General features: G+C 72.0%; 25 protein-coding genes. 18 read left to right on the forward strand and 7 right to left on the reverse strand.

All coding sequences use genetic code 11. The features are described 5' to 3' along the window. The first annotated feature begins 1 nt into the window (after window position 1). From ACYQ0U_RS15530 to ACYQ0U_RS15565, 8 genes are all read left to right on the forward strand, one after another. Window positions 2-739 carry an ABC transporter ATP-binding protein gene (locus tag ACYQ0U_RS15530; protein ID WP_459974485.1) on the forward strand — a complete coding sequence of 246 codons (738 nt, stop codon included), beginning with the start codon at window positions 2-4 and terminating at the stop codon, window positions 737-739. Next, window positions 739-2,457 carry a dihydroxy-acid dehydratase gene (locus ACYQ0U_RS15535; RefSeq protein ID WP_459974487.1) on the forward strand — a complete coding sequence of 573 codons (1,719 nt, stop codon included), beginning with the start codon at window positions 739-741 and terminating at the stop codon, window positions 2,455-2,457. Before ACYQ0U_RS15530 ends, ACYQ0U_RS15535 begins: the two co-directional genes overlap by 1 nt. Further along, complete coding sequence (locus ACYQ0U_RS15540; protein WP_459974489.1) at window positions 2,450-3,787, forward strand: nickel pincer cofactor-dependent isomerase, group 22; 1,338 nt, start codon at window positions 2,450-2,452, stop codon at window positions 3,785-3,787. The genes ACYQ0U_RS15535 and ACYQ0U_RS15540 overlap by 8 nt, the downstream gene beginning before the upstream one ends. Next, window positions 3,784-4,911, forward strand: a complete 1,128-nt coding sequence (locus ACYQ0U_RS15545) for a mandelate racemase/muconate lactonizing enzyme family protein (protein ID WP_459974491.1) — start codon at window positions 3,784-3,786, stop codon at window positions 4,909-4,911. Before ACYQ0U_RS15540 ends, ACYQ0U_RS15545 begins: the two co-directional genes overlap by 4 nt. A gap of 56 nt (window positions 4,912-4,967) precedes the next feature. Further along, window positions 4,968-5,726, forward strand: coding sequence for an IclR family transcriptional regulator (locus ACYQ0U_RS15550; protein ID WP_459974612.1), 759 nt, complete (start codon window positions 4,968-4,970; stop codon window positions 5,724-5,726). A 190-nt stretch (window positions 5,727-5,916) separates the two neighbouring features. Next, window positions 5,917-7,557, forward strand: coding sequence for a GMC family oxidoreductase (locus ACYQ0U_RS15555; protein ID WP_459974493.1), 1,641 nt, complete (start codon window positions 5,917-5,919; stop codon window positions 7,555-7,557). A gap of 13 nt (window positions 7,558-7,570) precedes the next feature. After that, the gene (locus tag ACYQ0U_RS15560; protein ID WP_459974495.1) at window positions 7,571-7,975 is read left to right on the forward strand and encodes a hypothetical protein; all 405 of its coding nucleotides are present in this window, start codon (window positions 7,571-7,573) and stop codon (window positions 7,973-7,975) included. Window positions 7,976-8,384: 409 nt separating this feature from the next. Then, the gene (locus ACYQ0U_RS15565; RefSeq protein WP_459974497.1) at window positions 8,385-8,585 is read left to right on the forward strand and encodes a hypothetical protein; all 201 of its coding nucleotides are present in this window, start codon (window positions 8,385-8,387) and stop codon (window positions 8,583-8,585) included. 38 nt (window positions 8,586-8,623) lie between these two features. On the opposite strand, the gene ACYQ0U_RS15570 is transcribed toward ACYQ0U_RS15565, so the two are convergent. After that, on the reverse strand, window positions 8,624-9,076 hold the full coding sequence (locus ACYQ0U_RS15570) for a PTS sugar transporter subunit IIA (RefSeq protein ID WP_459974499.1): 453 nt from the start codon (window positions 9,074-9,076) through the stop codon (window positions 8,624-8,626). 73 nt (window positions 9,077-9,149) lie between these two features. After that, entirely contained in the window at window positions 9,150-9,545 is a 396-nt protein-coding gene (locus ACYQ0U_RS15575) for an ATP-binding protein (protein ID WP_459974500.1), read from the reverse strand. 85 nt (window positions 9,546-9,630) lie between these two features. Here ACYQ0U_RS15575 and ACYQ0U_RS15580 point away from each other — a divergent pair, with 85 nt between their 5' ends. The 3 genes from ACYQ0U_RS15580 to ACYQ0U_RS15590 all read left to right on the forward strand — a co-directional run bounded on the left by ACYQ0U_RS15580 (window position 9,631) and on the right by ACYQ0U_RS15590 (window position 12,117). Further along, complete coding sequence (locus tag ACYQ0U_RS15580) at window positions 9,631-9,936, forward strand: STAS domain-containing protein (RefSeq protein WP_459974502.1); 306 nt, start codon at window positions 9,631-9,633, stop codon at window positions 9,934-9,936. Between the two features lie 61 nt (window positions 9,937-9,997). Continuing rightward, a complete protein-coding gene (locus ACYQ0U_RS15585; RefSeq protein WP_459974504.1) occupies window positions 9,998-11,239 on the forward strand; it encodes a D-arabinono-1,4-lactone oxidase in 1,242 nt (413 codons plus the stop codon). Beyond that, window positions 11,236-12,117: a formylglycine-generating enzyme family protein gene (locus ACYQ0U_RS15590; RefSeq protein ID WP_459974506.1), complete on the forward strand. Its 882-nt coding sequence runs from the start codon at window positions 11,236-11,238 to the stop codon at window positions 12,115-12,117. Before ACYQ0U_RS15585 ends, ACYQ0U_RS15590 begins: the two co-directional genes overlap by 4 nt. A 21-nt stretch (window positions 12,118-12,138) precedes the next feature. Here ACYQ0U_RS15590 and ACYQ0U_RS15595 read toward each other — a convergent pair whose 3' ends face one another. Beyond that, on the reverse strand, window positions 12,139-12,330 hold the full coding sequence (locus ACYQ0U_RS15595) for a hypothetical protein (RefSeq protein WP_459974508.1): 192 nt from the start codon (window positions 12,328-12,330) through the stop codon (window positions 12,139-12,141). Window positions 12,331-12,415: 85 nt separating this feature from the next. On the opposite strand from ACYQ0U_RS15595, the gene ACYQ0U_RS15600 reads away from it, so the two are divergent. Further along, window positions 12,416-12,892: an SRPBCC family protein gene (locus ACYQ0U_RS15600; protein WP_459974510.1), complete on the forward strand. Its 477-nt coding sequence runs from the start codon at window positions 12,416-12,418 to the stop codon at window positions 12,890-12,892. 23 nt (window positions 12,893-12,915) lie between these two features. Here the strand turns inward: ACYQ0U_RS15600 and ACYQ0U_RS15605 are convergent, their stop codons facing one another. Together ACYQ0U_RS15605 and ACYQ0U_RS15610 are read right to left on the reverse strand one after the other, a co-directional pair. Beyond that, entirely contained in the window at window positions 12,916-15,219 is a 2,304-nt protein-coding gene (locus tag ACYQ0U_RS15605; RefSeq protein WP_459974511.1) for an MMPL family transporter, read from the reverse strand. A gap of 29 nt (window positions 15,220-15,248) precedes the next feature. Further along, a complete protein-coding gene (locus ACYQ0U_RS15610; protein WP_459974512.1) occupies window positions 15,249-15,839 on the reverse strand; it encodes a TetR/AcrR family transcriptional regulator in 591 nt (196 codons plus the stop codon). Between the two features lie 102 nt (window positions 15,840-15,941). Here ACYQ0U_RS15610 and ACYQ0U_RS15615 point away from each other — a divergent pair, with 102 nt between their 5' ends. After that, window positions 15,942-17,315: an NAD-dependent malic enzyme gene (locus ACYQ0U_RS15615; RefSeq protein WP_459974514.1), complete on the forward strand. Its 1,374-nt coding sequence runs from the start codon at window positions 15,942-15,944 to the stop codon at window positions 17,313-17,315. Between the two features lie 27 nt (window positions 17,316-17,342). Here the strand turns inward: ACYQ0U_RS15615 and ppgK are convergent, their stop codons facing one another. Further along, window positions 17,343-18,098 (reverse strand): polyphosphate--glucose phosphotransferase, encoded by a 756-nt coding sequence (gene ppgK / locus ACYQ0U_RS15620; protein WP_459974516.1) that lies wholly within the window; start codon window positions 18,096-18,098, stop codon window positions 17,343-17,345. 55 nt (window positions 18,099-18,153) lie between these two features. Between ppgK and ACYQ0U_RS15625 the strand changes: the two genes are divergently transcribed. The 3 genes from ACYQ0U_RS15625 (at window position 18,154) to ACYQ0U_RS15635 (ending at window position 21,027) form a co-directional block, all read left to right on the forward strand. Beyond that, complete coding sequence (locus tag ACYQ0U_RS15625; RefSeq protein ID WP_459974518.1) at window positions 18,154-18,906, forward strand: maleylpyruvate isomerase family mycothiol-dependent enzyme; 753 nt, start codon at window positions 18,154-18,156, stop codon at window positions 18,904-18,906. Window positions 18,907-19,008: 102 nt separating this feature from the next. Next, the gene (locus ACYQ0U_RS15630) at window positions 19,009-20,433 is read left to right on the forward strand and encodes a fatty acid desaturase (protein WP_459974520.1); all 1,425 of its coding nucleotides are present in this window, start codon (window positions 19,009-19,011) and stop codon (window positions 20,431-20,433) included. 24 nt (window positions 20,434-20,457) lie between these two features. Next, entirely contained in the window at window positions 20,458-21,027 is a 570-nt protein-coding gene (locus ACYQ0U_RS15635; RefSeq protein WP_459974522.1) for a TetR/AcrR family transcriptional regulator, read from the forward strand. On the opposite strand, the gene ACYQ0U_RS15640 is transcribed toward ACYQ0U_RS15635, so the two are convergent. After that, entirely contained in the window at window positions 21,024-21,884 is an 861-nt protein-coding gene (locus ACYQ0U_RS15640) for a GTP-binding protein LepA (RefSeq protein ID WP_459974524.1), read from the reverse strand. The two genes, ACYQ0U_RS15635 and ACYQ0U_RS15640, sit on opposite strands and share 4 nt — an antisense overlap. A 71-nt stretch (window positions 21,885-21,955) precedes the next feature. On the opposite strand from ACYQ0U_RS15640, the gene ACYQ0U_RS15645 reads away from it, so the two are divergent. Both ACYQ0U_RS15645 and ACYQ0U_RS15650 read left to right on the forward strand, forming a co-directional pair. Continuing rightward, window positions 21,956-23,353, forward strand: a complete 1,398-nt coding sequence (locus ACYQ0U_RS15645) for an MFS transporter (protein ID WP_459974525.1) — start codon at window positions 21,956-21,958, stop codon at window positions 23,351-23,353. 40 nt (window positions 23,354-23,393) lie between these two features. Beyond that, entirely contained in the window at window positions 23,394-24,266 is an 873-nt protein-coding gene (locus tag ACYQ0U_RS15650; RefSeq protein WP_459974527.1) for a methylenetetrahydrofolate reductase, read from the forward strand. Window positions 24,267-24,360: the final 94 nt, after the last annotated feature.

Raw genomic sequence — 24,360 nt, forward strand, 5'->3', positions numbered from 1 at the left:
GATGACCGAGACCACCAGCCCGACCGCGACGCAGGCGCCCCTGCTCGCCGCCTCGGGGATCACCGCCGGCTACGGCAAGCGCCGGGTCCTGCACGGTGTCGACCTCGAGGTCCGACCCGGCGAGGTCGTCGGCGTCCTGGGGCACAACGGCGCCGGGAAGACCACCTTGTTGAAGGCGCTGGTGCGCATCCAGCCGCTCGTGTCCGGCACGGTCGAGTTCCTCGGTGAGCCCGTCACCAAGGTCTCGAGCGTCCAGATGGTGCGGCGCGGCATGTCGATCACCCCGGCCGAGACCCCGATCTTCCGCGAGCTCACGGTGGACCAGAACCTCGAGCTCGGAGCCTCTGGCATCCGCGACCGGGCCGAGGTGCGCCGGCGGATGGACGACGTCTTCAACGTCTTCCCGATCCTGGCCGAGCGTCGCGCGACCTTGGCGGGCCGCTTCTCCGGCGGTCAGCAGCGCCAGCTCTCGATCGGGATCGCGCTCATGGCGGAACCGAAGCTGATGCTGCTCGACGAGCCATCGCTCGGCATCTCGCCGGCGGTCGTGGGTTCGACCTTCAACACGATCCGGGAGCTCGCCGCCAGCCGAGGCACCAGCGTCCTCGTCGTCGAGCAGAACGTGAAGGCCGTGACTGCGGTGGCCGATCGTGTCTACGTCCTGCGCAACGGCGAGATCGTGCTCGAGGAGTCCGGCGACGACGCTCGCCGGCGCGAGGTCTGGTGGGACCTCTTCTGATGGGTGGTCCCGAGAACAACCCACCGGCCCGCGGTGTGCTCCGCGGCGCGACGTCGTACGGCGACGTGGGCTTCAGCCGCTTCCTCCGGGGCGCGTTCCTCTCGGCGGCCGGCTTCGACCGCGAGGACCTCGAGCGACCGATCGTCGGGATCGCCGACCTCACCTCCGACTTCAACCCGTGTCACCGGGGCGTGCCGGGCATCGTCGACGCGGTGCGCCGTGGGGTCGCCGAGGCCGGCGGCCTGCCGATGGTCTTCCCGACGATGTCGCTGGGCGAGACCTTCCTGTCCCCGACGTCGATGCTGCTGCGCAACCTGCTCGCGATGGAGACCGAGGAGCTGGTGCGCGCCCAGCCGATGGACGCGGTGGTCCTCGTGGGCGGCTGTGACAAGACCGTCCCGGCCCAGCTCATGGCGGCCGCGAGCAGCACGATCCCGGTGCTGCTCGAGGTCACCGGGCCGATGCTGACCAACACCTTCGAGGGTGAGCGGGTCGGTGCGTGCACCGACTGCCGGCGCCTGTGGGGCCGCTACCGCGCCGGCGAGCTCGACGACGACCGGATCGCCGCCGCCGAGGGCGCCCTGGCGACGACGTCCGGGACCTGCATGGTGATGGGCACGGCCTCGACGATGGCCACGGTCACCGAGGTCCTCGGGATGATGCTGCCCGGCGGTGCCGCCGCCCCGTCCCCGACCGGTGACCGGCTGCGACACGCCGTGCGCACCGGCCGACGGGCCGTCGAGCTCGTCGACGAGCAGGTGCTTCCGCAGGACGTGCTGACCCCGGACGCCTTCCACAACGCGCTGCGTGCCCTGGCCGCGGTCGGCGGGTCGACCAACGCGATCGTGCACCTGCTGGCGATCGCGCGTCGTGCCGGCGTTCCCCTCACGCTGGCCGACTTCGACGCGGTCTCCGCGGACACGCCGCTCCTGCTGGACCTCAAGCCCTCGGGGAAGGGCTACATGGAGGACTTCCACCGGGCCGGCGGGGTCCCGGCGCTGCTGCGCGAGCTGCGTCCGCTGCTGCGGCTCGACCACCGAGGCGCCAGCGGCCACACGGTCCGGGAGCTGATCGACCAGACGCCCGACCTCGGACCGTGGCAGACCACCATCCGGTCGCTGGCGCAGCCGCTCCAGCCCGGCGGCGCGCTCGCGGTCGTGCAGGGGAACCTCGCCCCCGACGGTGCGGTCGTCAAGGTCTCGGCGGCGACCCCCGCCCTGCTCCAGCACACGGGGCCCGCCGTCGTCTTCGACTCACCGGCCGATGCCGCCGAGCGGATCGACGATCCCGCCCTCGGGATCACCGCCGACTCCGTGCTCGTCCTGCGCAACGCCGGTCCGGTCGGCGCCGGCATGCCGGAAGCCGGCTCGCTTCCCATCCCGAGAACCCTCGCGGGCGCCGGCGTGACGGACATGGTGCGCGTCTCGGATGCCCGGATGAGCGGCACGTCCTACGGCACCGTCGTGCTCCATTGCTCGCCCGAGAGCGCGGTCGGTGGCCCGCTCGCGCTGGTGCGGGACGGCGACCTGATCCGGCTCGACGTCGCGGAGCGCCGCCTCGAGCTGCTCGTCCCCGACCCGGAGCTCGCCCAGCGACGGGCGGCCTGGACCCCGCCGCCCCGCCCCGAGCGGGGTTGGCGACGGCTGTACTTCGACCACGTCCTCCAGGCCCACGAGGGCGCAGACCTGGACTTCATGGTGGGGGACGACCATGCCTGATCTCGCCGGAGGGCTTCCGCTGATCGAGCTCGGCGACGTGCTGTCGTCACCCGCCGCGCTTCCCGACCTGGTACGGGTCCGTCGCAAGGCGTCGCCGGCCGGCGAGCCGCTCGACGTCGCGGCCCGGGTGCGCCGCGAGCTCGCCGAGCCCCTCGAGCAGGTGTCGGCGGGGGACGTGGTCGCGCTGGCCGTGGGAAGCCGCGGCATCGCACGCCTCGCCGAGGTGGTGCGGGCGGTGGTCGACGAGCTGCGGCGGCGTGGCGCCGAGGTCCGGATCGTGCCGGCGATGGGCTCCCACGGCGGCGCGACCGAGGCCGGGCAGCTGAAGATCCTCGCCGGCCTCGGCATCGACGACTCGCTCGGGGTGCCGATCGACGCGTCCATGCGCACCGCGCGGCTCGGAGCGGCCGGTGACGACCTCGACGTCCACATGGCCGCGTCGGTGCTCGACGTGGACCGGGTGCTCCTGGTCAACCGGCTCAAGAGCCACACCTCGTTCAGCGGTGCGATCGAGAGCGGCCTGGCCAAGATGAGCACGATCGGTCTGGGCAAGCAGCGCGGCGCCGAGGAGCTGCACCGGCTCGGCCCGCTCGTGCTGGAGGACAGGATCGTCCGCGCCTATGGCGTCGTCCGTCAGCACGTGCCGGTCCTCGGCGGCATCGCGGTGACCGAGGCCCAGGACAAGTCCGTGCTGTCGCTGGACTTCGTCGGCCCCGACGACATCGGCGGCCGGCGCGAGGCCGAGCTGCTCGACCGTGCTCGACGCAACGAGGCGCGGTTGCCCTTCGACCGCATCGACGTGCTCATCGTCGACCGGATGGGCAAGGACATCTCGGGCACCGGCATGGACACGAACGTCCTGGGGCGGCGCATGGTCCGCGGCAGCGCCGAGCCTCCGTCCCCGCACATCACCAACGTGGTCGTCCTCGACGTCACCGCTGCCTCGGGGGGCAACGCGGTCGGGCTCGGCCTGGCCGACTTCGTTCCGCATGGAGCACTCGAGCGCGTCGACCTGGCCGCGACCTACGCGAACGCGCTCACGGCCGGCCTGCAGGGCGTGCAACGAGCCCAGATCCCCATCGTGCTCGCGACGCCCGCGGACGCAGTGACGGCTGCGGTGACCACCGCCGGCGTTCCCGACCCGCGGAACACCCGCGTGGCGCGGATCCGCAGCACCCTCGCGCTCGACGACCTGCTGGTCTCGCCGGCGCTGCTGGCCGAGGCCGACGACCTCGAGCAGGTCTGGTCCACGCCACGCCCGATGCTCGACGAGCACGGAGAGCTGATCGCGTGGGACGACGCCCCCGCCCAGGAGAAGGAGGCCCCGTGATCATCTCGGCCGTCGAAGCACACACGCTCCGCGTGCCCGTCGAGAAGCCGACGCGCATCTCCACACGGGTGCTCGCCAACCGCGACTACACGGTCGTGCGCCTCCGAGCCGGCACCTGGGAGGGCACCGGCTACATCTACGCCGGAACCTCGGGCGGCACCGTCGTCACCGAGGCCGTGAACGCACTGCTCGTCCCGGTGCTCCTCGGCCGCGACGCCGCCGACATCGTCGGTGCGTGGGACGCCATGTACCAGGAGACACTGCTCCACGGACGGCGCGGCTCGGTCATGCGCGCGATCTCCGCCGTCGACATCGCGTTGTGGGACCTGGCGGGGCACCGCGCCGATCTCCCGCTCGCCCACCTGCTCGGAGGGCCGACCGGACCGGTCCCGGCGTACGCGTCGGGCGGGTACTACCGACCTGACGACGGCGACTGGGCGGAGGCGGTCCACCGCGAGATCACGCGGAACGTCGACCAGGGCTTCACCGACCACAAGATCAAGGTGGGCGGCCTCACCGTCGCGGAGGACGCTCGCCGCGTCGCAGCAGCCGTGGAGGCCATGGCCGGGCGCGGCCGGCTGGCGCTCGACGCCAACAACGCCTACCGCACACCGGTCGAGGCGGCCGCCGCGCTCCGGGCGTTCGAGGCCGCGGCGGGCGACACCGGGCTGTGGTGGTTCGAGGAGCCCTTGTCGCCCGACGACCTGGCAGGACACGCCGAGCTCCGGCGGAGGGCCCACACGGCCATCGCCACCGGCGAGATCGCATCGTCCCGATGGGAGTTCCGCGACCTCCTCCAGCACGGGTCCGTCGACATCCTCCAGCCGGACGCCGGCGTGCTCGGCGGAGTCACCGAGTACATGAGGGTCGCCGCCGCGGCGGCCACCGTGGGCGTACCGGTCGCTCCGCACTGGCACGCGAACCTGCACGCCCACCTCGGAGCCGCGACCAGCAACGGTCTCACCGTCGAGCACTTCGCCCTCGAGAAGGACATCTACAACTTCGAGGTCCTCCTCGAGCCGGAGTCGCGCCTGGCCGTCGCGGACGGGCACGTCATCGTGCCGGACCGCCCGGGCATCGGGATCCGGTTCGTACCAGACCTGCTCGAACGTTTCGCTGCGTGAAACACTGGGCATCCGGCGGATCAGAAGGAGGCGGCGGCGTGGCTTCAGAAGGGGGAGTGGCCTCGGTCGAACGAGCTCTCCATCTCATGGAAGCCCTGCTCGACGGACCGGTGGGCGCCACGGCGCTCGCGGCGAAGATCGGGGTCAGCAAGGCGACCGCGTTCCGGCTGGCGCGCACGCTCCAGAGCAGCGGGTACGTCGTCCAGCTCGACGACAGCCGCTACGCACTCGGGCCGCGGTGCCTGATGCTGGCCGCCTGGGCGTTCGGGCACATCGACATCCGTCGCGAGCTCCGCTGGGCCGAGGAGGAGATCCACGAACGCACGGGCGAGACCGCGCTCCTCTCCGTCCTGGCCGGCCGCGACTCGGTGTGCATCGACTCCATCCCCTCCAAGCACTCCGTCGTCTCGGTGGCGACCGTGGGTGAGGTCTGGCCCGCGCACACCAGCTCGTCCGGGCTGGCGTTCCTGGCCGACGACCCGCCGCTGCTCGACCTGTACCTCCAGGAGCGCCTCCAGCGCTCCACGGACGGGACCGTGACCGACGAGAGCGCCCTGCGCGACCTGGTCGAGGAGTTCCGGAGGCGCGGCTATGCCGTCAACCGCAGCTACTGGCGAGACGGCGTGTGCGCCGTGGGCGCGGTGGTCCACGACGCCACGGGCAAGGCCATCGCGGCCCTCTCGGCGATGATGCCCGAGTTCCGACTCGAGGAGACGGGCGTCGACGAGCTCGGTCGCATCGTGACCGACGTCGCCAGCCGAGCCAGCGAGCGGCTCGGCTACCGCGGCAAGCAGCCGGCACCGCCCCTGCACTGACCCGCAGGTGTCGTCGCCGAGGCGCCAACGGGGCCTCGGTCGGCTTCCGGGTGCCGCGAATCGCCGGAAAACCGTGCGGACCTGTTCACTTTGCTGTTTCATTTTCGACACAAGGGTTGCGCTGTGCGAAACAGCCGCATAGTCTGCCCCTGCAGTGAAGCCCATCACATGCCCAGAAGGCGGTGCCCACATGATCAACCAGTCCATCGACCTCCCCGAGGTCGCCGATGTCCTCGTCATCGGCGCAGGAGCCTCCGGCTCGGTGGCGGTCAAGGAACTCGCGGAAGCGGGCTTCTCGGTCGTCTGCCTGGAGCAGGGCCAGTGGACGCCGCCGGACTCCTTCGCCGGTGACAAGCCGGAGTGGGAGCTGGTCAAGCAGAAGCAGTGGCACCCCAACCCGAACGTGCGGGGCCACGCCTCGGACTACCCGATCGACACCTCCGAGTCGGACGTGAACCCGCTGATGTTCAGCGCGGTCGGCGGCAGCACGATCCTCTACGCGGCTCACTGGTGCCGGTTCCTGCCCTCCGACTTCCGGGTGAAGTCGCTCGACGGCATCGCGGACGACTGGCCGTTCACCTACGCCGACCTCGCGCCGTACTACGAGAAGATCGACCGCGAGATGGGCGCCTCGGGCCTGGGCGACAACCCGGCGTACCCCGAGGGAGAGAGCTTCCCGCTGCCGCCGCTGCCGATCGGCAAGATCGGCCGCAAGGCCGCCGAGGGCATGGACAAGCTGGGCTGGCACTGGTGGCCGGGTGCCAACTCGATCCCGTCCCGGGAGTACCGCCACCGCCCGGGCTGCCAGCGGTTCGGCACCTGCCTCACCGGATGCCCCGCGGGCGCCAAGGCGAGCACCGACCTCACCCACTGGCCGGCCGCGCTCGAGGCCGGCGCGAAGCTGGTGACCGGCGCCCGGGTACGCGAGATCACCGTCGACGCCCAGGGCCTGGCCAGCGGCGCCGTGTACGTCGACCGCAACGGCGTCGAGCGCCAGCAGAAGGCCGCCGTGGTGATCATGGCCGCCAACGGCGTCGGGACCCCCCGCCTCCTGCAGCTGTCGACGTCGAGCCACCACCCGGACGGCCTCGCCAACAGCTCCGGCCTCGTGGGTCGCAACCTGATGATGCACCCGTACGCGGCGGTCGTCGGCACCTACGAGGACCCACTCGACAGCTGGCTCGGCCCGGCCGGTCACGCGATCGAGTCCATGCAGTTCTACGAGACCGACACCTCGCGCGGCTTCGTGCGCGGCGCCAAGTGGAACGTGATGCCCAGCGGCGGACCGCTCGGCATGCGGTCCGGCTACGGCGGTCGGCCGGTCGACGAGTCGTGGGGGGTGAACTTCCACCGCAACGTCAAGGTCAACCTGGGCCGGTCGTTCGAGTGGGGCATCATCGCCGAGGACCTGCCGGACCCCGAGAACCGCGTGGTGCTCGACCCGACGCTGACCGACGCCGACGGCATCCCCGCTCCGAAGATCGTCTACACGAGCTCGGAGAACACCAGCAAGCTCATCGACTTCCACGTCGCCCGGGCCGTCGAGGCCCACGAGGCGTCGGGAGCGCTCACCACCTCGACGACCAAGCTGATGCGTGACTGCGGCTGGCACCTGCTCGGCACCGCGCGCATGGGCGAGGACCCCGCCACGTCCGTGATCGACCAGTGGGGCCGCTCGCACGACGTCCCCAACCTGTACATCATCGACGGCAGCACCTTCGTGACCTCCTCGGGCGTGAACCCGACGGCGACGATCATGGCGGTGGCCCTGCGGTCGGTCGAGCACCTCATCGCCACCCGTCGCGAGCAGCCCGTCTCGGCGTTCGCCTGAGGAAGGACACACCATGCTGACTGCATCTCAACGCGACCGTTTCTCCTCGATCGCCGACGTCCTCATCCCGTCGGCCGAGGGGATGCCGTCGGCCAGCGAGGCCGACGTCCCGACCCGATGGATCGACGATGCCCTGCGCTTCCGGCCCGACCTGGCCGACCGCCTCGTCGCCGCCCTCGACGCCGCCGGCGACCTGCCCGCGACGGAAGCGGTCGAGCTCCTCAACCGCGAGCACATCCCGGACTTCGAGGCGCTCGGCACCCTGACGGCCGGGGCGTACTTCCTCAACCCGGCGGTCAAGCAGCTGATCGGCTACCCCGGCCAGCTGCCGACCCCCGCGCGCGACGACATGGACACCTACATCGACCTGCTCGAGAACGTGGTCGAGCGCGGACAGGTGTACCGCGACGCCAACTGAGCTCGACAGCCTGAACCGAAGGGCCGGATCCTCCTGGGATCCGGCCCTTCGGCGTACCGCGGGGTCGGCAGAGGCGAAGAGGCGTCTCGCTACCTCGACCGCGACGGCCGCGACGCCGTCGACTCCGCGGTGCCAGTGCCCCCGCCGCCGACGCCCGGTGGCTGTGCTCGCGGGCCTGGTGCTGGTCACTCGCGCCGCTGATTCATCACGGTAGGTGGGTGAACCCGCACTCCCCGCGGCGTACCCACCGCGGGAAGTGGCGATTCGACTGCCTACCGTGATGAATCGGCAGGCCTGACGCCGACACCCCAGGGCCACACCTGGCTCACCCGTGGCCAGCCCTCGAGCCATCCCTCGCAGCAGGGCCCAGGTCGGTGACGCCCGAGAAGACTACGTCGGCCATGCCCTCGTGGGCGCCATGCTCGGCGAGCTCGTCGGCGCCACGTGCGGCCTGGGCTACCAGCTGAGTCAGGCCCAGGGCCTCCTGGACACGGACCGGGTGTTCTCGATCGTCATCCTCACCGGCGTGGTGGCCGCCGTCATCCTCTTCCTGGCGGACAGGCTCGAGAGGTCGTTGCTCAAGTGGCGCCCCCAGGCGCAGATGAACTGACGCCGAGGAGGCGCTGATGTCAGCCGGAGCTCTCGCCGTCAGCGGACGCCGAAGGCGTCCGACGCCAGCTTGGCGAGGGCGGCGGGGGAGCCGGCGTCGCGGCAGTCGGCGCGGAAGCCGGGCTTGACCACGGCGTTGGTGACCTGGCGGAGCAGCGCGAGGTAGCGGTCGGACTGGTCGCCGGGGACGGCGAGGAGGAAGACCAGGTCGATCTGCTGGCCGCCCTCGCTGATCGGGGCGGGCAGGGAGGCGATGGCGACCGAGGTGGTCGTCGCGGCCGCGGAGCGGGCGTGGGGGAGGGCGACGCCGCCCGGGAGGGCGGTGGAGCCCTGGGCCTCGCGGGCGAGGACGTCGGCGACGAAGGTGTCGACGTCGGAGATCCGGCCGGCTTCCGCGAGCTGGCCGGCGAGGGCGCGGACGCAGTCCTCGAGCGTCGACCCGAGGTCCTGCTTCACCGAGACGATGCTTGCGTCGAGGAGTTGGTCAGCCATGCGGCCAGTGTTTCACGCGGCCGGCGGGACCCACGCAGGGGCGACGGGCTTCGCGGTGGACGCCTGGAGATCCCTACCGGGACGAGACGTGGTCGAGCTCGAACCAGACGGTCTTCCCGTCGTCCTGCGGTGTGGCGCCCCAGCGCGAGGACAGCGCCTCGACGAGCAGCAGCCCGCGACCGCGCTCGGCGTCGATGGCGGCGAGTGCCGCCGAGGGGAGCCTCGGGTCGGAGTCGGCGACGGACACCCGGAGCCGGGTGCGGTCGAGGTCGGCCTCGACGAGCGCGGACCCCCCACCGTGCTCGATCGCGTTGCTGACCAGCTCGGTGACGAGCAGGACCGCGGTCTCGACGGCCTGGGGACCGACCGGACCGGTCGCGCAGAGGTCGCGGACGAGGGCGCGGGCGGACCGCGTCGCCGTCTCGTCCGCCGACACCGCGAGGGTGGTACTCAGCGGGCGGTGTTCCATCGTCAACCCCCTTGTTGGTCGTCCGACCGCTTACCCCACCCACGGAGTGAGGAAACGGAATCCGGTGTCCGACTAGAATGCTGTGGTGGAAGACACCCCTTATGCCTCCTCGTACGACGCCGGTCTGCTGAGCGTGACCGGATCGGTGGACGAGCTCTCGGGCCCGACGTTCCGCGCCGACCTCGAGAAGGCGTCCGACCACTTCGCACGCGACGTGACGGTGGACCTCACGGAGGTGGACTTCTTCCCCAGCCTGGCGGTGGGCGTCCTCGCCGTCGCCCTCAAGAACGCGCGCAACGCCGGCCGCACCCTGGACGTCGTCGCCGCGCCCGGCTCGATCGTGGCGCGCGTGCTGACGGTCTCGGCGTTGCCGTTCCGCGAGCAGCGGTGACCCTCGAGGGGTCGCCCCACACGCCGTACCACGGCGAGGGCGACCTCACGCCGCTGTCCCCATGACCGCGAACTGGGCCGGCAGCCACGAGTTCGCGGCGCCCCGGGTCCACCACCCGACGGCCGTCGAGCAGCTCCAGGAGCTGGTCGCGGCCGCCCGGGAGGTGCATGCGCTCGGCACCCGGCACTCCTTCACCGACGTCGCGGACACCTCGGGCGACCTCGTCTCGACCCTGTCGCTACCGCCCACGGTCGAGGTCGGCGAGGCCACGGTCCGTGTCGCCGCCGGAGTCCGCTACGGCGACTTGGCGCTGCGCCTCCACGAGCACGGCCGGGCGCTCGCCACGATGGCGTCGCTCCCGCACATCTCGGTCGGCGGCGCCATCGCCACCGGCACGCACGGCTCCGGGGACCGCACCGGCTCGCTCGCCGCCGCGGTGAGCGGCCTCGAGGTCGTCGGCGCGGACGGCGAGCTGCGCACGGTCCGCCGCGGCGACCCCGGCTTCGCCGCCCACGTCGTGTCCGTGGGCGCGCTCGGCATCGCCACCCACGTCACGCTCGACGTCGAGCCGGCCTACGAGGTGCGCCAGGACCTGTTCACCGACGTCCCCTGGGACGGGGCGGACCTCGACGCGCTGACCGGCGCGGCGTACAGCGTCAGCCTGTTCACCCGCTGGACCAACGGGCTCATCGACCAGGTCTGGCTCAAGAGCCGCGGCGCCGAGCCGGGGCTCGCGGCCATGCCGGGCACCCCGGCCGCCACGGTGCTGCACATGCTGGCCGGCGCCGACGTCACGGCCGTGACCGAGCAGGGCGGCGTCGCCGGCCCGTGGCACGAGCGTCTCCCGCACTTCCGCCTCGCGTTCACGCCCAGCCGCGGCGAGGAGCTCCAGAGCGAGTACCTCGTCCCGCGCGCGAACGCCGCCGCCGCGGTCGACGCCCTCCGCGCGATCGCGCCCGGGTTCGCCGACCTGCTCCAGGTCTGCGAGGTGCGCACGATCGCCGCCGACGACCTCTGGCTCTCGGGGGCGTACGCCGGCGACGCGGTCGGCTTCCACTTCACCTGGGTCCGCGACTGGGCGGGCGTGCACGCCGTGCTGCCCGCGATCGAGGACGCGTTGCTGCCCCTCGGGGCCCGGCCGCACTGGGGCAAGTGCTTCCTCGCCGGGGCCGACCGGCTCGCCGCTGCGTACCCCCGCTTCGACGACTTCCGTGACCTCGCCGAGCGGCTCGACCCCGAGCGCAAGCTCCGCAACGCGTTCCTCTCCCGTCACCTCGGCCTCCCCGGTAGGAACGGCCCGTGAGCGTGCTGGTGCGCGGTGGCGTGACGACGATCGGGAGCGACCGGCACTACCCCGAGGAGCGGCCGGCCCGCGGCGTCGAGGTGGGCGATGTGTGGTGGGACGAGCACCCGGTGACCAACGCCGAGTTCGCGCGGTTCGTGGACGAGACCGGCCACACCACGGTCGCGGAGGTGACGCCCGACCCCGCCGACTTCCCGGGCGCCGACCCCGCGACGCTCGTGCCGGGGTCGCAGGTCTTCACCCCGACCGACCGGCCGGTGCACCTCGGCGACTGGACGCAGTGGTGGCGCTGGCAGCCCGACGCGTCGTGGCGCGCGCCGCAGGGACCCGACGGGCCCGGCTGGGCCGACCTCCTCGACCACCCGGTCGTGCACGTCGGCTGGGCCGACGCGTCGGCGTACGCGCGCTGGGCCGGGAAGGCGCTCCCCACCGAGGCCGAGTGGGAGTACGCCGCCCGCGGCGGTCTGCTCGGCCAGGACTTCGCGTGGGGTGACGAGCTGTCGCCCGGCGGCGCGGTGCTGGCCAACACCTGGCAGGGGCCGTTCCCCTGGCGCAGCGACGACGAGCGCGGCCACCACCGGACCTCGCCGGTGGGGAGCTACCCGCCCAACGGCTACGGGCTCGTCGACATGATCGGCAACGTGTGGGAGTGGACCCGGACCCGCTGGACGCCCGGCCACGGGACGGCCGCCGAGGACGTCTCACCGTGCTGCGGCGGCTCCGCGCGGCTCGCCGAGACCGACCGGATGGTGAGCAAGGGCGGCTCGCACCTGTGCTCGCCCGACTACTGCCGGCGCTACCGGCCCGCGGCGCGGCAGGGCAACGGCGTCAACGACACCGCGTCCCACCTCGGCTTCCGCTGTGTCCGGGTGGCCTGACGGGTCCTCCTCGACGGGTGGTCAGGACGCGGCCAGTGGAACGTCGACCACCGGCTGCGGCTGACCGCGACCCTGCAGTGAGGCGATCTCGGTCACCGGGGTGGCGGGGGAAGTGCGCCGGGACAGACCCGACACCAGGACGGCCACCATGAGGGCGGGCGCCAGCAGGACGAAGGCCATCAGGCCGATCTGGATGAACGACTCCGCGGACATGACCAGTCAGTCCCCCGCCGGCCGGGGTGGGCAAACCTGCGGCGCGGGTGTTCTGGACAACACCGGGACTGGGTACGGCGCCCGCATGGCCCGCTTCTCCGCCGACACCCGTGCCCAGGCCGTCGTCGCCGCGCCGCGCTCCGAGATCTGGGCGGCGCTCACCGACCCGGACCTGGTCGCGGAGCTGACGCCGTTCGTCCGCCGCATCACCGCCGACGGCGACCACTGGCGCTGGGAGATGTCGGGCCTCTCGGTCCTCGGCGTCGGGGTCTCGCCCGCGTTCACCGAGAGGATGACCTACGACGAGCCGGAGCGCATCGAGTTCCGGCACGACCCGCCCGCGGGCGCGACCGAACGGTCGGCCGTCGAGGGCTGGTACCAGCTCGAGGAGGGCGAGGCCGGCACCCGGCTCACGACCTCCCTGGAGATCACCCTCGACCTCCCCCTGCCGAAGGTCTCCGGCCCGGCCGTGCGGGCGACGATGAGCACCGTCATCGACCAGATGGGCGAGCGGTTCTCGAAGAACCTGCTCGCCCACCTGGGTGCCGAGGAAGTGGCCTAGGTCCCTGCGCTGGTCCGAGACCCTCAGGCTCGCGCGTCCGCGAGCTCGCGCTCCTCGCCCTCCTGCTGGAGGTGCGGGCGCTGGAGCTTCTCGCCCTCGACGTCGACGTTCGGCAGCAGCCGGTCGAGCCAGCGCGGGAGCCACCAGGCCTTCTCGCCGAGCAGGTACATCAGCGCCGGGATCAGCGCCATCCGCACCACGAAGGCGTCGAAGAGGACCGCGACCGCGAGCGCGAAGCCCATGGACTTGATGATCGGCTCGTCGATCAGGATGAAGGCCGCGAACACCGAGATCATGATCGCCGCCGCGGCCGTGACGACGCGCGCCGAGTTGCGGAAGCCGTCGACGACGGCCTCGCGGGTGCTCATGCCGTGCACGTGCGCCTCGCGCATCCGGGTCACGAGGAAGACCTGGTAGTCCATCGCGAGGCCGAAGACCAGGCCGATCAGGAAGATCGGCATGAAGCTCACGATCGGCTGGCCCTCCATCAGGCCGAAGGCGCCCTCCTGGAAGACCGCCACGGTGATGCCGAGCGTGGCCAGCACCGACATGAGGAAGCCGAACGTCGCCGTCAGCGGGACGAGCACGGAGCGGAAGACCAGCATCAGCAGGACGAACGCCAGCCCGATCACCACGAGGAGGTAGACCGGCAGCGCGTCGCTGAGCCGCTCCGACACGTCGGTGGTGATCGCGGTCAGGCCGGTCACGCCGAGCTCGGCGCCGGTCTCGTCCTCGACCGCGGCCTGCCCGTCGCGCAGGCTCTGGAGCAGGTCCTGGGTCGCGGTGTCCTCCGCGCCGGAGGACGGGGTGACCAGGATCTGCGCACCGGTGCCGGCCTCGTTCACGACCACCACCTGGGCGTTGGCGACGTCGTCCTGCTCGGCCGCCCACTCGGTGACGGCGCCGTACGCCGCCTGCGGGTCGTCCGTCCCGCGGGCGTCGACCACGACCACGAGCGGCGCGTCGCGGCCCGGACCGAAGGCGTCGGCGACCAGGTCGGACGCCTTCCGCTGGGTCGTGTCGGTCGCGGCGGTGCTGTCGGTCGGGAACGCGAGGTGCAGGTCCTTGAGCGGCAGCGCGAGCGCGCCGAGGCCGACGACGGCCAGCAGGGCGACCACGGCCGGCTTGCGACCGACGAGCCGGGCCCAGCGGACGCCGTTGTTGAGGACCGTGCCGTCGGCCTCGCGGCGCGGCGAGTAGCGGCGGACGCGGCCGGCGAACGTCTTCGACTTCAGCAGGCCGAGCACGGCCGGCAGCAGGGTGAGCGCCACCAGGACCGCGATGAAGACCGTCACCGCGGCGGCGACGCCCATCGTGGTGAGGAAGGGGATCCGTACGACCGCGAGCGCGGCCAGGGCGATGAGCACGGTGAGGCCGGCGAACACGACCGCGGAGCCCGCCGTGCCGACGGAGATGCCGACCGCCTCCTCGCGGTCCTCGGTGTGGTGCAGCTCGGTGCGGTAGCGGGCCAGGATGAAGAGCGTGTAGTCGATGCCGACCGCGAGGCCGATCATCGTGGCGAGCATCGGGGTGGTCGAGCCGATGTCGGTGAACGCGGTCATCGCGGTCACGCCCATGATCCCGATGCCGACGCCGAAGATCGCGGTGAGGATCGGCAGGCCGGCGGCGACCAGCGACCCGAAGGTGAGCACGAGGACGACCAGCGCGACGGCGATGCCGATCAGCTCGGACGTGCCGTCGATCTCGGCCATGCCCACGGAGCCCGAGCCGTTGGCCTCCACCTGGAGCCCGTCGGTGCGGTGCTCGGCCAGGGTGTCCTCGAGCGCCTCGATCGTGGACGGCTCGACGTCGGCGACGGTCTCCACGTCGAACTGGAAGCTGATCTGGCCGACCCGGCCGTCCCCCGACAGGGGCGAGAGCGCGGCCGCGTTGTCGAGCGCCTCGTCCTTCGGCGTACCGGAGTCCTGCGCGGCCGCGAGGACCTGCTCCTCCTGCTGGGCCGCCGCCTGGACGGGGTTGGCCAGCGGCGCGTCCTCGGGCATCTGGGGCAGCGCGGCGAGGTCGCGCAGGAGGGCGTCGACGTCGCGCTGGTACTGCGGCTCGTCGAGGGCGTGGCCCTCGGGCGCCGCGACGACGACGTTGACCGTCGCCTGGTCGAAGGCGTCCTGGGAACCGGGGAAGAGCTCGGACTGGAGGTCGGCGGCCTTCTCGGACGGGATGCCCGGGATCGAGAAGGAGTCGCTCATCGGCTTCGACATGGTGGCGGCGACGGTGCCGACCGCGAGCATCGCGACGATCCAGCCGGCGAGGAACAGCGGCCAGCGCCGGTAGGCGAGCTTGCCGAGACGGTGGAGCAGGGTGGCCATGGGTGGACTTCCTGGGTGGTGGGGAAGGGTCAGAAGAGCTCGCGGGCGAGCGCGAGCTGGTCGTCGAAGACGTCGACGAGGGTGCGTTCGGGGCCCTCGGTCACGAGTACGCCGAGGGCGGCGTCGAGGAGGGTGAGCAGCAGGCGCAGCAGCAGTCGGGCCTTGTCGGGCGCGAAGCCCGGGCCCTCACGCTCGACCAGCAGCGCGGCGAACTCGTCGGTCACGGCCTCGAAGCGCTCGTGCGACGCGGCGAGGAGCCGGGGCTCGGCGCGCAGCAGGCGCAGGCCGAGCTCGAGGGACTCACGGTCGGGGTCGCTGACCGCCAGCGCGATCCGGGCGAGCTCCGCCACGTCGTCGACCACCTCGCCGTGGGGGCCGCCGGCGCGGAACGTCGCGAGCGCGTCCTCCGGCAGCTCCGGGTGCGCGCCGAGCACGGCGTCGACCTTGCCCGGGAAGTAGTTGAACAGGGTGCGCCGCGAGACCTCCGCCGCCTCGGCCAGGTCGTCCATGGTGAAGCCGTCCAGACCCCGCTCGTCGGTGAGCCGCTGTGCGCACAGCGTGATCCGGTGGGTGGTCTCCACCTTCTTGAGCTCACGCAGGCTTGTTGCACTCTGGGACATGTAGTGCATTCTTGCACTCTGATCCTACGAGTGCAAATAGGTGGTCGTCATCACAACGCCGGTGACTTGCCGGTAACCGCGGATCGGGGAGAGGGTCGAGCCATGGCCGCCACCACCTCGTCGTACTCGATCACCATGCGCCTGCACACGGCCCCCGACCACGGGGTCGTCGGCGCGGTCGCCACGGCCATCGCGCAGGCGGGCGGCATCGTCACGGCGATCGACGTCGCGGAGTCCAGCCACGAGCGGCTGGTCGTCGACGTCACCTGCTCGGCGGCCGACGCCACGCACGCCGCCTCGCTCGAGCAGGCGGTCGGCCAGGTCGGCGGCGTCGAGGTCCACCGCGTCAGCGACCGGACCTTCCTGCTGCACATCGGCGGCAAGATCGAGGTGACCTCGAAGGTGCCGCTGCGCAACCGCGACGACCTCTCGATGGCCTACACCCCCGGCGTCGGCCGGGTGTCGCGGGCGCTCGCGGACAACCCCGAGGACGTCCCCCGGCTGACCGTGAAGGGCAACTCGGTCGCCGTCGTCACCGACGGCTCGGCGGTCCTCGGACTCGGCAACATCGGTCCCGGTGCCGCGCTGCCGGTGATGGAGGGCAAGGCCGCGCTGTTCAAGCGGTTCGCGAACATCGACGCCTGGCCGATCTGCCTGGCCTCGCAGGACACCGACGAGATCGTGCGTGCCGTCGAGATGATCGCCCCGGGCTTCGGTGGCATCAACCTCGAGGACATCGCGGCCCCGCGGTGCTTCGAGATCGAGCGCCGGCTGCGCGAGTCCCTCGACATCCCGGTCTTCCACGACGACCAGCACGGCACCGCGATCGTCGTGCTCGCGGCCCTGACCAACGCCCTGCGCGTGGTGCGCAAGTCCCTGGACTCCGTGCGCGTGGTCGTCTCCGGCGGTGGTGCGGCCGGTACGGCGATCGTCACGCTGCTCCTCGCCGCCGGCGTCACCGACGTCGTGGTCGTCGACCGGGCCGGCGCGCTGTCGGCCGACGACACCTCGCTCTCCCCGGTGCACGCCGAGCTGGCGTCGGTCACCAACCCCCGGCGCGTCCGCGGCGACCTGCAGACGGTGCTGGTCGGCGCCGACGTCTTCATCGGCGTCAGCGCGCCCGGCGTACTCAAGGCGGAGTGGATCCAGGACATGGCCCCGGACGCCGTGGTCTTCGCCCTGGCCAACCCCGACCCCGAGGTGGACCCCGCCGAGGCCGACAAGTACGCCGCGGTCGTGGCGTCGGGCCGGTCGGACTATCCGAACCAGATCAACAACGTGCTCGCCTTCCCCGGCGTCTTCCGCGGCCTCCTCGACGCCCGCGCATCCGAGGTCTCCATCGACATGCTGCTCCGCGCCGCCGAGGCCATCGCGCTCGTGGTCAAGGACGAGGAGCTCAACCCGAACTTCATCATCCCCACCGTGTTCCACCCCGACGTTCCCAAGGCGGTCGCCGCGGCCATCCGCGGGGACTGATCGGGGACTGAGGCGGCGCTTCGCCGGTCAGCCGCCGCCCTCCGCGGCGTAGAGCGCGGCGCCGACGACGCCGGCCCTGTTGCGCAGCTGAGCCGGCACGATCTCGGTGTCGAGGTCGATCAGCGGCAGGAACTCGTCGGCCGACTTGCTGACCCCGCCGCCGACGACGATCAGCTCGGGGGAGAACAGCATCTCGAGGGTCCGGTAGTAGCGGGTCAGCCGCTTCGCCCACTGCTCCCACGACAGCTCCTCGCGCTCGCGGGCGCTGTTGGCCGCGCGCGACTCGGCGTTGTGGCCGTCGATCTCGAGATGGCCGAGCTCGGCGTTCGGGACGAGGACGCCGTCGTGCACGAGCGCCGAGCCGATGCCCGTGCCGAGGGTCGTGACGATCACCAGTCCGGAGCGGCCCTTGGCCGCGCCGTACCGCACCTCGGCCAGGCCGGCCGCGTCCGCGTCGTTGACCACGTGCACCTCGCGCCCGGTGGCCTCGGTGAGCAGCCTGTCGGCGTCGGTGCCCTTCCACGAGGGGTGGATGTTGGCGGCCGAGAGGGCGACGCCGTGCCGCACCGGCGCCGGCACGGTCACCCCGACGGCACCCGTGCACCCCGGGAACTGCGCGAGCAGGTCCACGAACACCCGGGCGACGTTCTCGGGCGTCGACACCTGGGGCGTGCGGACCCGCACCCGCTCGGCCGCGAAGTCCCCGCGCTCGAGGTCGACCGGCGCCCCCTTGATGCCCGTGCCGCCGAAGTCGATGCCGAACGGTTGCTCGCTGGTCGCCATGCCGCTCAACCTAAACCGTTGGGCCGATGCCGGGAGCACCTGTCACGCTCGGGACGTGCCCACCGAGCTCCCCCTCCCTCGGCACCTCGAGGGACTGCGCGCCGCGATGGTCGCGTTCGTCAGGTACGCCGACCGGGCCGGTCTCGGCGCCCCGGTGCCGACCTGCCCCGACTGGACCGTCCGCGACCTGGTCGCGCACCAGGGCATGGTGCACCGCTGGGCCGCCTCGTTGGTGCGCGGCGAGGCCGACGTCGAGCCTGACGCGTTCGAGGCGGCCGGCCGTGCCGACCCCGACCCGCTGGAGTGGCTGCGAGACGGCGTCATCGAGCTGGCCGAGGCGCTGACCGCGGCACCTGACGACGTGCGGGCGCCGGTGTTCCTCAACGACGCGCCCGGTCCGCGGGAGTTCTGGGCCCGGCGGCAGTGCCACGAGACGACCGTGCACGCGGTCGACGCGCTGGCGGCCTCCCTCGGCCGGTCCCCGGACGCCACCGAGACCTGGATCGAACGCGATCTCGCGGTCGACGGGATCGACGAGCTGCTCGGCGGCTTCCTGGCCCGGCCCCGGTCGCGGCTGCGCTGCGAGGAGGACGCCGTCCTCGTGGTCGCGCCCGACGATGCCGCCGACTGGTGGCTGGTGCGGCTGAGCCCTCGGCCACCGGTCACCACACGACTCGTGGGCACCTCGGCGACCGTCCCGGACGCTGACTGGACGCTCGAAGGCAGCGCGGTCGACCTCTACCTCTCGCTGTGGAACCGGACCTCCCGGCAGGCCCTCGGGGACCGGGCGGCGGTCACCTGGAGCTGAGCCGTGGCTCAACTTTACATTCGCCTATCTCTTGTCAAGTGCGTTGACATTCCGTACGGTCGTGTAAAGCAGTGACCGCCGTCACCGATGGAGGCAGGGGAAATGTCCGAACGGATCGCCAACAGCACCGTCCCGCAGGGATCGACCGAGCGCTGGAAGGACAAGAAGCGCTACCTCTGGCTGATCGGCCTGGTGGTGCCCTCGCTCGCCTTCATCGGGTACGGCGCCTGGTCGCTCACCGGCTGGGGCGTCTGGTTCTGGATCGGCCCGATCGTCATCCTCGGAGTGGTCCCGGCGATCGACCTGGTCGCGGGCCTGGACCGCTCGAACCCGCCCGACGACGTGATCGAGGCGCTCGAGCAGGACCGCTACTACCGGTGGATCACCTACCTCTTCCTGCCGATCCAGTACCTCGGCTTCGTGGGCGCCATGTGGCTCATCGGCGGCGGCGCCGACCTCAGCACCCTCGACAAGATCGGCCTCGCGGTCTCGATCGGCGCGATCGGCGGCATCGGCATCAACACCGCCCACGAGCTCGGCCACAAGCGCGAGGAGAACGAGCGCTGGCTCTCGAAGGTCGCGCTCGCGCAGAGCTTCTACGGGCACTTCTACATCGAGCACAACCGTGGCCACCACGTCCGGGTGGCGACGCCCGAGGACCCGGCGAGCAGCCGGATGGGGGAGAACTTCTACCAGTTCTGGCCGCGCACGGTCCTCGGCTCCCTCAAGTCCGCGTGGAACCTGGAGAAGCGCCGCTACGCGCGCAAGAAGCAGCACCCGTTCCGCCTCGGCAACGACGTCCTCAACGCCTGGCTGATGTCGCTGGTGCTCTGGGGCGCGCTGGTCGCCTGGCTCGGCCTGGAGATCCTGCCGTTCCTGGTGATCCAGGCGGTCGTCGGCTTCTCGCTGCTCGAGGTCGTGAACTACATGGAGCACTACGGGATGCTGCGGCAGAAGGTCGGCGTCGGCGAGCGCCAGCGATACGAGCGGGTCGACCCCTCGCACTCCTGGAACTCCAACAACATCGCGACCAACGTGCTGCTCTACCACCTCCAGCGGCACAGCGACCACCACGCGAACCCGACCCGGCGCTACCAGTCCCTGCGCGACTTCGAGGAGAGCCCGGTGCTCCCTACCGGGTACGCCGGCATGATCGTGCTCGCCATCGTCCCCGCGATCTGGCGCCGGGTGATGGACCCGCGCGTCCTCGCGCACTTCGACGGCGACCTGTCCCGCGCGAACCTCAGCCCGCGCAAGCGCGACAAGATCCTCGCGAAGTACCCGCCGCCGGCCCCGACGGTCGTGGAGGAGGTCGCTCCGCAACCGTCTGGAACCTCCGTCGGGGACGAGGTCATGGCCGCTCGCTGCCCGGGCTGCAGCTACACCTACCGGGTCGAGGAGGGCGACGAGCACGAGGGCTTCGCCGCCGGTACGGCCTGGGCCGACGTACCCGACACCTGGTGCTGCCCGGACTGCGGCGTACGGGAGAAGGTCGACTTCGTGCCGCTCACCGGGGCGGTGGCGTAGTTCCGCGCCTCCTAGACTGGCGTCATGAGCCCGGCCCCGACGATGCGTGAGCGCATCGTGGGGGCCGCGGCCGCGATGACCACCGAGTCCGGGTGGTCGGCGGTCACCATGGGTGCGCTCGCCGATCGGGTCGGGGTCAGCCGGCAGACCGTCTACAACGAGGTCGGCACCAAGCCCGGGCTCGCCGAGGCGATGATCCTGCACGAGCTCGACCGTTTTCTCGGCGTCGTCACGGCCGCCTTCGACGCCCACCCGACCGACCTGGTCGAGGCGATCCGGGCCGCGTCGCGCGAGGTGCTCGAGCTGGCCCAGGACAACAAGCTCCTGCACGCGGTGGTGTCGGCCACCCACGGCGCCGACACCGAGCTGCTGCCGCTGCTGACCACCCACGCCGAGTCGCTGCTCGCCGCGGCCAAGGTGGTCGTGCGCGACCGGATCACGCCGTACGAGGTGCTGCTCAGCCCGGGCCAGCTCGACGCCGGCATCGACATGATCGTGCGCGTGGTGCTCAGCCACGTGATGCAGCCGACGGCCGGTCCGGCGCGGACCGCCGACGACATCGCCTGGGTCGCCGCCCGGGTCCTGACCGTCTAGGCCGCGCGCCGGGCCTCGGCCAGCTCGACCGCCTCGCGGAACGCCTTGGCGACGTACGGCGGGAGCCGCAGCCCGTCCCGGTGCGCCCAGAGGAGCTCGGACTCGACCCGGGTGATCTGGGTGGCGAAGTCGTCGGAGCGGCGGTCGATCCCGAGCGTGCGCATGAGGTCGCCGAAGTCGGCCAGCTGGTCGTCGTCGTTCGCGCCGACGGGGGCGAAGGACAACGAGCGCATCCGGCGCACCAGCCACCGCTGCCAGCCGGCGAGCTGGCCCCACAGCCCGCGCGCGGAGAGCTGGTAGAACGCGTAGTGGCCGGGCTCCTGCCGCTTGATCGGCGCGATGACCGTCTGCGCGATCGCGGTCTCACCCATCTCCACGACGCCGGCGTGGAGGAGGTTGTAGGCGAGGACCGCGGACCGCTCGGTCGCCATGCCGGTGAGGTAGTAGATCATCCGGCAGACGTCCTGGAAGGCGTCGAGGTGGGCGAGCCCTCCGAGGACCTTCATCTTCAGGCTGACGGAGGTGAGGTCGGGCTGGGCCGACGGCCGACCGAGCTCGACCTGGAGCGCGTCGAGGATCAGGCCGTGCTGGACCTCCTGCGGATGCCACACCTCGGCGTAGAAGCGGCGGTCGATCTCCGGCGGGTCCGGCAGCAGGGTCGTCAGCTCGAGCACGTTGCGGTCGACCTCGAGCTCGACGCGCGCCATGTAGTCCAGGACGTGGCCGTAGCGCGCGTTGAACGTCTCCGGCTGCCGCAGGGTGAAGTCGACCGTGGACAGCTCGATCGGCGGGTGCTCCAGACCCAGGCGTTCGACGTGGTCGACGAGTCTCGACTCGTTGAGGGAGGCACGCGGCATGCGGGAATCCTAGGGAAAAGTAAAGACGGCTCTCGTCGGGGTCGTCCCCGACGCTTCCCTACTCTTTCGGAGTGAGTACCGAGGGCGGATTGGGCGACGGCGTCCGCCTCGGCACGGCGACCGGACGCGCCGTCGTCCTCGCCGCGGTGCTCGGCTCCGGCATGACGATGCTCGACGGCACCGTCGTCAACGTCGCGCTGCACACGATCGGGGAGGACCTGGGCGCGAGCCTGGCCGAGCTCCAGTGGATCTCGAACGGCTACCTGCTCTCGCTCGCCAGCTTCATCCTGCTCGGCGGCTCGCTCGGCGACCGGTTCGGCCGGCGTCGGATGTTCGTCGCGGGCACCGTCTGGTTCGCGGTCGCCTCGCTGCTGTGCGGGATCGCGCCCCACCCCGAGGTGCTCATCGCCGCCCGCATCCTCCAGGGCATCGGCGCCGCCCTGCTCATGCCGGGCAGCCTGGCGATGATCCAGGGGGCGTTCGTCCGCGGGGACCGGGCGAAGGCGATCGGCGCGTGGTCGGGGCTGGGCAGCATCGCCGCGGCGATCGGCCCCTTCGTCGGCGGCGGCCTCGTGCAGTACGCCGACTGGCGCTGGATCTTCCTCGTCAACCTGCCGCTCGCGGTGGTGGCCGTGGTCGTCGCGCAGCGCGCCGTGCCCGAGACCCTCGACCCGCACGCGCCGCGGCGGTTCGACCTGGGAGGCGCCGTCCTGGCCGCCCTCGCGCTGGGCGGACTGACCTACGCGCTCATCGAGTGGGGCAGCGTGTGGGCGCCGTGGGCTCTGGTCGTCACCGTGCTGGCGACGGTCGGCTACCTCGTCGACGAGCGGCGCAGCGACCACCCGATGCTGCCGCTCGGGATCTTCGCCGACCGGACCTTCAGCGCCGCCAACGCGATGACGCTGGTCGTGTACGCCGCCCTCGGCGCGGTCCTCTTCTTCCTCGTGCTCCAGCTCCAGACCGTCGGCGGCTACGGCGCGCTCGAGGCCGGCGTCGCGACCCTGCCGATGACCGGGTGCATGCTGCTGCTCGCGTCCAAGGGCGGCGAGCTCGGCTCGCGCATCGGCCCGCGCCTACCGATGACCGTCGGGCCGCTGGTGATGGCGGGCGGCGTTCTGCTCCTGCTGCGCGTCGACGGCGACGTGAGCTACTGGACCGACGTGTTCCCCGGCATGACCGTCTTCGGGCTGGGCCTGGCGCTGATGGTCGCGCCACTCACGGCGACCGTGCTCGCGGCCGCGCCCGACGAGCACGCCGGCGTCGCGAGCGGCGTCAACAACGCGGTCGCCCGCGCCGGCTCCCTGCTCGCGGTCGCCGCGCTGCCGGTCGCCGTCGGCCTCACGGGGGAGGAGTACGCCGACGCCGCGGTCTTCGACGCGGCGTACGGGTCGGCCCTCCTCATCTGCGCGGCACTGCTGGTCGCGGGCGGCGCGATCTCATGGGTGACGATCCGGGACCCGGGGGTCTAGACTCCGGAGCGTCGATGCGCATCACGAAACGAGTTCCATAATGCGCAACAAGGTGTCCTCCGCGAAGACCCTGATCCGGCTGCTCGGGCAGGCCCGGTACGAGGTGCTGCCCACGGCGTCGACGGAGGAGAAGGTGCTCGCGCACGTCCCGCGCGACGTCGTCATCACCGTGACCGCCTCGCCCGGCAAGGGGCTCGAGGCGACGTTCGACCTGAGCGAGCGGCTGACGGGTCACGGGTACACCGTGGTGCCCCACGTCGCGGCGCGCATGGTCGCCGGCCGGAGCGAGCTGGCCGAGATCTGCGAGCGGCTGACCGGCAAGGGCATCAGCCGGATCTTCGTGCCGGGGGGCGACGCCGAGCCGGCCGGCGACTACCCGGACGCGTTGGCACTGCTCGAGGATCTCGCGGACCTCGGCCGGCCGTTCACCCAGGTCGGCGTCACCGGATACCCGGAGTCGCACCCGACCATCCACGACGACCTCACGGTGCAGTCGATGTGGGACAAGCGGCGCTACGCGACCCACGTCGTGAGCAACCTGACCTTCGACCCGGCGGTGATCCGCGACTGGGTGCACCGGATGCGGCGGCGGGGCATCACGATGCCGCTGCTGCTCGGCATCCCGGGACCGGTCGACCGGGCGAAGCTGTTGGCGATGGCCACCAAGATCGGGGTCGGCGAGTCGACCCGGTTCCTCGCCAAGCACAAGGGCACGTTCGCCCGGCTGGCCGCGCCCGGCGGCTTCACCGGTGAGCGGTTCCTGGAGAAGTGCGCGCCGACGCTCGGCGAGCCCGAGGCCCTGGTCGAGGGCCTGCACGTCTTCACCTTCAACCAGGTCGCCGAGACCGAGGCCTGGCGCCAGGACCTGCTCCGTCGACTGGGTGGGCCGTGCGCCGCCGATTCATCACGGTAGGCGGTCGGGTCGGCGCTTCCATGGGTGTACCCGCCCCGGTAGGTGCAAGCTCACCCACCTACCGTGATGAATCGAGGAGAGCCGCCGCCCAGCC

Source organism: Nocardioides pyridinolyticus (genome assembly GCF_054653575.1).